The sequence below is a fragment of the uncultured Abyssibacter sp. genome (genome assembly GCF_964000955.1).
Taxonomy (GTDB): Bacteria; Pseudomonadota; Gammaproteobacteria; order Nevskiales; family OUC007; genus Abyssibacter.
In genome coordinates, this window is the sequence record NZ_CAXFCL010000141.1 from 22,518 (window position 1) to 29,290 (window position 6,773).

The 6,773-nt window shown below is 66.4% G+C and carries 8 protein-coding genes and 1 tRNA gene; 4 read left to right on the forward strand and 5 right to left on the reverse strand.

What is annotated here, in order from left to right; all coding sequences use genetic code 11:
• Positions 1-12 precede the first annotated feature (12 nt).
• From ABNS06_RS06810 to pcnB, 3 genes are read right to left on the reverse strand one after another with little or no spacing between them, the layout of a single operon-like run.
• Complete coding sequence (locus ABNS06_RS06810) at positions 13-636, reverse strand: deoxynucleoside kinase (RefSeq protein WP_348673424.1); 624 nt, start codon at positions 634-636, stop codon at positions 13-15.
• Positions 633-1,136: a 2-amino-4-hydroxy-6-hydroxymethyldihydropteridine diphosphokinase gene (gene folK, locus ABNS06_RS06815; protein WP_348673425.1), complete on the reverse strand. Its 504-nt coding sequence runs from the start codon at positions 1,134-1,136 to the stop codon at positions 633-635. Before folK ends, ABNS06_RS06810 begins: the two co-directional genes overlap by 4 nt.
• Positions 1,137-1,151: 15 nt before the next feature.
• Entirely contained in the window at positions 1,152-2,498 is a 1,347-nt protein-coding gene (gene pcnB, locus ABNS06_RS06820; RefSeq protein ID WP_348673426.1) for a polynucleotide adenylyltransferase PcnB, read from the reverse strand.
• 70 nt (positions 2,499-2,568) lie between these two features.
• Here pcnB and ABNS06_RS06825 point away from each other — a divergent pair.
• Positions 2,569-2,644 (forward strand) — tRNA-Glu (locus ABNS06_RS06825).
• Positions 2,645-3,129: 485 nt separating this feature from the next.
• Positions 3,130-4,536, forward strand: a complete 1,407-nt coding sequence (locus ABNS06_RS06830) for a DegQ family serine endoprotease (protein ID WP_348673428.1) — start codon at positions 3,130-3,132, stop codon at positions 4,534-4,536.
• 66 nt (positions 4,537-4,602) lie between these two features.
• On the opposite strand, the gene ABNS06_RS06835 is transcribed toward ABNS06_RS06830, so the two are convergent.
• Positions 4,603-5,280 carry an NUDIX hydrolase gene (locus ABNS06_RS06835; RefSeq protein WP_348673430.1) on the reverse strand — a complete coding sequence of 226 codons (678 nt, stop codon included), beginning with the start codon at positions 5,278-5,280 and terminating at the stop codon, positions 4,603-4,605.
• Between the two features lie 4 nt (positions 5,281-5,284).
• Positions 5,285-5,701 (reverse strand): hypothetical protein, encoded by a 417-nt coding sequence (locus ABNS06_RS06840; protein WP_348673431.1) that lies wholly within the window; start codon positions 5,699-5,701, stop codon positions 5,285-5,287.
• On the opposite strand from ABNS06_RS06840, the gene ABNS06_RS06845 reads away from it, so the two are divergent.
• A complete protein-coding gene (locus tag ABNS06_RS06845) occupies positions 5,700-6,119 on the forward strand; it encodes an RDD family protein (RefSeq protein ID WP_348673432.1) in 420 nt (139 codons plus the stop codon). The genes ABNS06_RS06840 and ABNS06_RS06845 overlap by 2 nt on opposite strands.
• Positions 6,120-6,172: 53 nt before the next feature.
• A partial coding sequence (locus tag ABNS06_RS06850; RefSeq protein ID WP_348673434.1) for a cellulase family glycosylhydrolase occupies positions 6,173-6,773 on the forward strand: 601 nt, incomplete at its 3' end.

Here is a 6,773-nt window from a genome sequence, read left to right on the forward strand (position 1 = left end):
GATAGCACCGCGCTATCCGGGAAGATGAACGCGGCCGGGCGGCCCGTCGATGGCGTCCCGCACCGCGGCGTAGGCGGCGGGGTCACCCACCAGGTCCATCGCCTCGGCATCCACGGTGATCAGGTGCGGATGCGAGTAGTCAGCGAAAAACGCCCGGTACCGGGCCGACACCTGGTCCAGATAGTCCGCGGCGAGGCTTTGTTCGGCGGACCGCCCACGCAGGCCGACCCGGTGTACGAGCACGTCGGTAGGCGCATGCAGGTACACCACCACATCCGGCACCGGCGCGGCCCAGGCCATGCGGTTGAACAGATCCCGGTAGAGCGCGAAGTCACTGCCGGACAACGTCAGTTCGGCGAACAGCGGATCCTTGTCGAAAAAGAAGTCAGCGACCGTCACCGGCTCGGCGAACAAGTCCGGCTGCCGCACGCCGTCGATCTGCCCGGCTCGCTGCAACAGAAAGCAGAGCTGCGCCTGAAAGGCGTAGCGCGTCGGCTCGTCGTAGAAACCCTTCAGAAACGGATTGTCGTCCGGCTCCTCCAGCAGCAGATTCGCGCCGAGGTCGGCGGCCAGACGCCGCGTCAGCGTGGTCTTGCCGACACCGATCGGCCCCTCGATGGCGATGTATCGCCTCACGGCGCCCAGGCCTCCACCCGCAGCAGACCGTCCTGCCCCAGCCTGCGCGCTACCTCCGCCAGCGAACGACCGCTCGGCAAGGTCAGATCCGCAGCCACATCCAGCAGCGGAAACACGACAAAGGCGCGTTGCTCCAGCCCCGGATGAGGCAGCACCAGATCAGCGTCCTGAACCACCTCGTCGCCATACAGCAGCAGATCAAGATCCAGCGAGCGAGCACCCCAGCGGACATCCGAGCGGGTGCGGCCGAATGCACGCTCCGTCGCCTGCGCCTGTGCCAGCAGGGCGGGCGCTGACAGCTCCGTGCGCAGTTGCACCACCGCGTTGCAGAAATCCGGCTGGTCGGCCGGCCCCATGGGTGCCGAGTGGTATAGGCGGCTGACGGCCCGACAGCGCGTCTGCGGCCACTCGCGGATCGCGCGCACCGTGGCCGCCAGCGTCTCGGCGGGCCTGCCCAGGTTCGCGCCGAGCCCGAGATAGGCGATGACGCTGTTATTCACCGATGGCGCCCCCGACTATTCGGAGGTTTTCGCCCCGCCGCCGGGACGCCGGCGCCGCCGACGGCGCCGGCCACGCGGGTTCGGTCCACCCGGTGGCGGTGTCGGCGCGCGGCCGTCCTGGTAATCGGTCCACCACTGCACCAGTTCCTCGCTCTCCTCGCCGGCCGCGGCGCGAAGTATCAGGAAGTCATAGGCGGCGCGAAAACGCGGATGCGCGGCCAGGCGCTCGGGACGCCGCCCGTTGCGCCGGTGGAAGCGCGGCTGCAGCGACCAGATCTCCCGCATGGGCGTGGAGAAGCGGCGCGGAATGGCAACGGTCTCCACCTGTTCGGCGACCACGTCACCGGACAGCTCGGGGATCGCCTGCGCCAGGGTCTGGCCGTCGGCCAGCACGGGTTCCATGACCCCACGCAGCACCGGCCACAGCAGTGCCGCATAGAGAAACGCCGGCGTGACCGGCTTGTCCTCGCGGACCCGCTCCGCCGTGCCCCGCAACGCACCGCGAATCAGCGTATCCACACCATCCTGGTGCAGACAGGCTGCCGTTTGCGGGAACAGCACCTGGAACAACCCCAGTTCGATCAGGTCGTCAAAATTCTTTTCCGCCTGCTCGGACAGAAACAGCTTGAGCACTTCATCGAACAGGCGCGCGCCCGGCACGTCCGTCAGCAACCCCGCCAGCTCGCGAATCGGCTGCGCCGTCGCGGCCTCGATCGTGAAGCCGAGCTTGTTGGCGATGCGCACCGCGCGCAGCATCCGCACGGGATCTTCCCGGTAGCGTGTTTCCGGGTCCCCGATCAGCCGGATCTGGCGCGCGGCCATGTCTTCCATGCCACCGACGTAGTCGACGACGGAAAAGTCGGTAACCCGGTAGTACAGCGCGTTGATGGTGAAATCGCGTCGGAACGCGTCGTCTTCCAGCGTGCCGTAAACGTTGTCGCGGAGGATACGACCACCCTCGTCGAGCATGTGGTCGTCATCGTCCAGCGCCTCCTCGGCCTGCTCTTCGCCCTCTTCCGGCGTGCGCGGCTGCGCGCGAAAGGTCGCGACCTCGATGATTTCTCCGCCAGCCCGGACATGAGCCAAGCGGAAGCGGCGACCGATCAGGCGCGCCCGGCGGAAGACATCCTTGACCTCCTCCGGCTTGGCGTCGGTGGCCACGTCGAAGTCCTTGGGCTGCAGACCGGCAAGCAGATCGCGCACGCCGCCGCCGACCAGGTAGGCCTCGTAACCCGCCCGGCCTAGGTCGTAGAGAACATCCAGGGCGCCCTGGGAGATGTGCTGGCGGGATACGTTGTGCGCATCCCTCGAAATTATGATGGGCTCAGAAATGACGAATTCCTTTGCGTCTCCGCACCGCAACCGGTGATCAGACCGGCCACGGGATTGAATTGCAGTTGTTGCTCACTATAATACCGCGCCCCACGGCTCTGCTCCCATCGTCTAGAGGCCTAGGACACCGCCCTTTCACGGCGGCGACAGGGGTTCGAATCCCCTTGGGAGTACCATTTTCGTGCCCCCTCCCCGCATTCGGGGGGAGTTGAGCGGCACGTTACGCTGCTAGCGTATTCGTCCATTCGAAACATAGTCCGGCTATGATCGCCGGCGCGCTGCGCGCCATGTGCCCCGGGAACGGGCACGAGCGTTGCAACGATTACTTGGTTGCGACTCGCGTCGAGTCGCCCTCTTCGGATCTGGACGGATGCACTACTACGACTCTACGGGTCGGCGCCGTTTGAAACGCCGATATGTATGGGGCTGCTATGGCTTCGTCTTTGGGGTCATCGCGGGCGCCGTGCTCTGTTCAGCCATGGGTTGAACCACCCGCGCGGGTTCGCGGGGAGCAATTTCGGTTGACTGTGGTCTGACACCGCAGCACTGGCGGCGTGACCGTCGGGGGCGAGGGTTGAGGGTTTGACCGATCCGGTCGGCTCTCAAGACAACGATCAGAAGATCAAGTCCATTCAAAACGATCAACCGAAAGGATTGCGACGTGAAGCTAAGCAAGATTTCCCTGCTGTTCACCGTGTTCGCTGCGGTCGCGACGCTGCTGGCTGCACCCGCGCACGCGGACAACCTTCCCGACTTCAGAACCCTGGTGAAAGAGAATCAGGCTGCGGTCGTGAACATCAGCACCACCCAGACACGCTCGGCCCAGGGCGGCGGATTCGGGTTCGACCTGCCTGAAAACCACCCGTTCAACGAGTTCTTCCGCCGTTTCGGCGAGCCAAACATGCCACGCCAGCGCCCGGCGCATTCGCTGGGCTCCGGCTTCATCATCTCCGACGAAGGCACGGTGCTGACCAACGCCCATGTGGTGAAGGATGCCGACGAGATTCTCGTGCGGCTGTCCGACCAGCGCGAACTGACCGCCAAGCTCGTCGGCCTGGATGAGCGCTCCGATGTCGCGGTGCTGAAAATCGACGCGACCGACCTGCCGACGCTCAAGCTCGGCGATTCGGACAACCTGGAAGTCGGCGAGTGGGTGCTGGCGATCGGCTCCCCGTTCGGCCTGGACTTCACCGCGACGCAGGGCATTGTGTCCGCGCTGGGGCGCAGCCTGCCGTCCGATTCCTATGTGCCCTTCATCCAGACGGATGTCGCGGTCAACCCCGGCAATTCCGGGGGGCCGCTGATGAACACGCGTGGCGAGGTCGTCGGCATCAACTCCCAGATCTACTCGCGCTCCGGCGGGTACCAGGGTGTTTCATTCGCGATTCCGATCAACACCGCGATGCAGGTCGCCAGACAGCTGGAAGACCAGGGCTATGTCAGCCGTGGCTGGCTGGGCGTGAGCATCCAGAACGTGACGCAGGATCTGGCGCGCTCGTTCGGGCTGGATCGCCCACGCGGAGCGCTGGTCGCCAATGTGCTGGAGGACAGCCCGGCCTCCAGGGCGGGCATCGAACCCGGAGACATCATCCTCGAGTTCAACGGCACGCAGGTGGATTCGTCGTCCTCCCTGCCCCCGATCGTTGGCGAAACCCCTGTCGGCAGCAAGGTGCCGGTGCTGATCCTGCGGGACGGCAAGCGCAAGACGCTCAAGGCCAAGATCGAGGAGCTCAAGGACCAGGATCAGCAGGTGGCCGGCAACGCTTCCGGCGGTGATCAGGAAACCGGGGGCCTCGGCGCCAACGTGCGCGACCTGACCGACGAGGAACGCGAGGCCCTGGGCATCGATCGTGGTGGCGTGGTGGTGGTCGGTCTCGACCGGGACGGCCCGGCGGCGCAGGCCGGCATCCGCCAGGGTGACGTGATCCGCCGTGTCGGCCGCGAGAACATCGGCTCGGCCAGGGAGTTGCGCAAGGTTGCCGACGACCTGCCCAAGGGCAAGCCGGTTTCGGTGCTGGTGCAGCGCGGCGACAACCCGTTGTTTGTCGCCGTCACCCTGCCCGAATAAATCGCATCACGGCAGAACCAAAAGGCCCGGCATCCGCCGGGCCTTTTTTGTGGGTCGCACGCCGGCCTATCCGCCGTTCGGGACCACGAGGGGACCGGCCGCCGCCCACTCCACCAAATGGTTCGATGCCACGACGGCGGCGTACTGTCGCAGTTGGGCCAGCTGGGGCGGCAGCAACAGAAAACGCCCGTCGCGGTGCGCAGCCAGCGCATGCTCCGGGCGCACCCAGCGGGCCTCGGTCAGTTCCTCGCCGTCGACCTCTCCGGCCCCCTGATGGTCGGGGGCAGCGGTCATGAAGAAGCGGGTGGAATAACGCAGCGGCGACAGGCTGGGCGTGGTCCAGAAGCTCACATAGTGCAGCGGTGAAAGAACCGCCCCCGGGACCAGCGCCTCCATCGTGGACCAGAACGGGGCGCCCCGGTGCAGGGCCTGCCGCGCCTGTTCGCGCTGTTCGGATGACGGCCGCGCCCCAACGCAGGCCAGGCCGGTTTCTTCCAGGCATTCGCGCACGGCGGCGACCCGGTATGGCCGCAGTCCATCCTCATCCAGGGCCTGCTCGACCGGCACGGCGCAATCCGCCAGTCCGTCATGCGTTTCAACCAGGCCACCCGGAAAAACCCAGGCATTCGGGGCGAAGCGCGCCGTGGCCGGGCGGCGAACCATCAGCACGGTGTTATCCGGCCGCACCAGCACCAGTCCGGCGGCCGCGACGGGCACGACCGGCGAGATATCCGGTGCGCTCACGACCTCAGGTGGCGTCCCTGCGACGCCCCGACCAGCCCTCGCCATTCTCGGTGATGCGGTACTGCACGCGTTCGGTGAACGTGTCGCCGGCCTTGCCGTTGCGAAATCTCCGGTACGCGGCGAAGCCGTTTTCGCCCAGCCCGCCGACGCCATCGGTGCGCACCCAGTCGGCCACATCCTTCAGCAGCCTGACCTTGACGTCCGCTTCCAGGTCATAGGTCGTCTCGTTCACCGCATGCTCGCGCACGATGTCGATGCCGACGATCTCATATAATCCTGGAAACGCGCGCATCCCCGGATAGGCGAATGCCGAATCCAGCTCGGCCCTGACCACGTCGCGGGGATTCGGTCCGCTCACGCAGCCCGCCGCCGCCATCGCGGCCGCCGTGGCCAGCACCATCAGGAATCGCTTGAAATTCATGGCCACCATCACGTCGCCAGCCAGCCTCTGGGTTCGTCTCGCCGCCGTAGTCTACGACAGCCTTATCGTCGCCGGGATCTGGATCATGGGCACCTTCGCGGTGCTTCCGTTCACCGGGGGACAAGGCGTGACCACCGGCATGCCGTGGTATCGCATCTATCTGTTCGCGCTGGCCGCGCTGTTCTTCGTCGGGTTCTGGTGCCGCAGTGGCCAGACGCTGGGCATGCAGGCATGGCGCCTGCGGGTGCGTAGCCGCAGTGGTGACCGGCTGATGCTCACGCAGGGCCTGGTCCGCCTGATCGTCGCCTGGATGACGCTGGGACTGGGACTGCTGTGGTGCCTGATCGACCCGGAGCGGCGCGCGCTGCACGATCTGGCCGCGGGAACCGAGCTTGTTCGCGAGCCGCGCACGCAATAGTCGATCGGTATCGTGGTCGAACCCTCCGTCCCCGCCGGCCACGCTCCAACGCGATGCTTCGTTTCGTCAGCCTTGCCTCCGCCATGCTTTGCCTGGTGCACGCCGTGAGCGCGGGTGCCTACAGTGCATCCGGCGGCCATATCGTCGATGAGCACGACCGCGTGGTGCAGCTGCGCGGCGTCAACTGGTTCGGTTTCGAAACGGAGACCCATGCGCCCCACGGCCTGTGGGCGCGTGACTGGGCGGGCATGCTGACGCAGATGGAAACCATCGGCGCGAACGCGATACGGGTGCCGCTATGCCCCGGCACCATCGCCGGCGTCGCCACCCGCGGTGTCGACCCCGACCTGAACCCCGATCTGGTCGACATGAACTCGGCGGAACTGCTGGACCATCTGGTCCGCGCGATGAGCGACCGCGGGTTCTACGTGCTGCTCGATCATCACCGCCCCGACTGCCAGCGCATCTCCGAGCTGTGGCACACACGCGACTATTCGGAAGAGGCGTGGATCGCCGACCTGGTGGAACTGGCCCGGCGATTCCGCGACGTGCCCGGCGTGATCGGCATCGACCTGAAGAACGAACCGCATGGCGAGGCCACCTGGGAAGCCGGACAACCCCGGACGGACTGGAATCGCGCAGCCGAACGCGCGG